General features: G+C 45.1%; 2 protein-coding genes. Both read left to right on the top strand.

The features are described from left to right. Positions 1 to 92 precede the first annotated feature (92 nt). Positions 93 to 641 (top strand): terminase small subunit, encoded by a 549-nt coding sequence (locus tag PROVALCAL_RS02920; protein WP_006657591.1) that lies wholly within the window; start codon positions 93 to 95, stop codon positions 639 to 641. Continuing rightward, positions 613 to 1,442, top strand: an 830-nt coding sequence (locus PROVALCAL_RS02915; RefSeq protein ID WP_006657590.1) for a phage terminase large subunit family protein, incomplete at its 3' end; no start/stop codon positions are given. The genes PROVALCAL_RS02920 and PROVALCAL_RS02915, both read left to right, overlap by 29 nt.

The following is a 1,442-nucleotide window of genomic DNA, read 5'->3' as shown; positions in this document are numbered from 1 at the left end:
TTTTCTTTTAAAAAAGAAAGGAAGTGATATGCGTTTTGTTCTAACAAAAAAGGGCGATTGAGATCCTTTCTGCATCTTGAGGTATTTCTTTTATGAATGTGAATAAAAAAAAGCTTGCAGAAATTTTTAATGTGGATGTTAGAACGATAACGGCTTGGCAGAGTCAGGGGTTACCTATTCATTCTGGGGGCGGAAAAGGACATGAAGCCATTTTTGAAACCGATGTAGTCATTGGCTGGTATGCACAGCGCGAAACCGATATTGAAAATGAAAAACTTCGCAGGGAAGTTACGGATTTACGAATGGCTGCGGAATCTGATTTACAACCAGGAACAATAGAATATGAACGTTATCGGCTCACTAAAGCGCAGGCAGATACTCAGGAGTTGAAAAATGCGCGAGAGGAAGAGCAAGTCGTCGAAACTGAACTATTTATGTATATTTTGCGGCGTGTCGCTCAAGAGGTGGCAGGGATTTTGACGCGTATCCCGCAAACTTTGCAACGTAAGTTCCCTGATATATCACCTGTGCATCTTGATGCTGTGAAAACGGAAATCGCGAAAGCCTCCAATATTGCCTCTGCCGCTGAAACTGGTGTGGACAGGTGGATGGATGATTTCAAGAGAACGACAAATCGCTAATATTAAGCATGCGATAGCCACCGGATTGTCCGTACTAAAAATACCCATCCCACAAACTGTGGTTGAGTGGGCAAATGAAAATTATTACTTACCGAAAGAATCCTCGTACACCCCCGGGCGATGGGAAACCTTACCCTTTCAAGTCGCCATTATGAATGCCATGGGCAATGATCAGATCCGCACGGTCAATTTGATTAAATCGGCGCGGGTGGGCTACACCAAAATGCTTTTAGGTGTCCTTGGGTATTTTATTGAGCATAAATCTCGAAATAGTCTGTTATTTCAACCTACCGATTCTGCGGCTGAGGATTTTATGAAATCTCACGTAGAGCCAACGGTTCGAGAGGTGCCGACGTTATTAGCGTTAGCACCATGGTTTGGGCGAAAACATCGTGACAATACGCTGACCTTAAAACGCTTTTCAACCGGCATTGGTTTTTGGTGTTTGGGGGGCGCTGCGGCTAAAAACTACCGTGAAAAATCCGTGGATGTCGTGTGCTATGACGAACTTTCTTCCTTTGAGCCGGATGTAGAAAAGGAAGGCGCGCCCACGTTACTGGGCGATAAGCGTATTGAGGGGTCGGTATTTCCTAAATCAATTCGGGGGTCAACGCCAAAAATCAAAGGTACTTGTCAGATTGAAAAGGCGGCGAATGAGTCGCGGGTGTTTATGCGCTTTTATGTGCCGTGCCCGCATTGTGGTGAGCGGCAATACCTCAAATTTGGGGATGACAGCACCGCGTTCGGATTGAAATGGGAAAAGGATATGCCGGAGACGGTGTATTACTTGTGTGAGCACAA

This window comes from Providencia alcalifaciens DSM 30120, assembly GCF_000173415.1.
Classification (GTDB): Bacteria; Pseudomonadota; Gammaproteobacteria; order Enterobacterales; family Enterobacteriaceae; genus Providencia; species Providencia alcalifaciens.
Note: the sequence above shows the minus strand (reverse complement) of the source record. Positions and strands in the feature narration are given on the sequence as shown.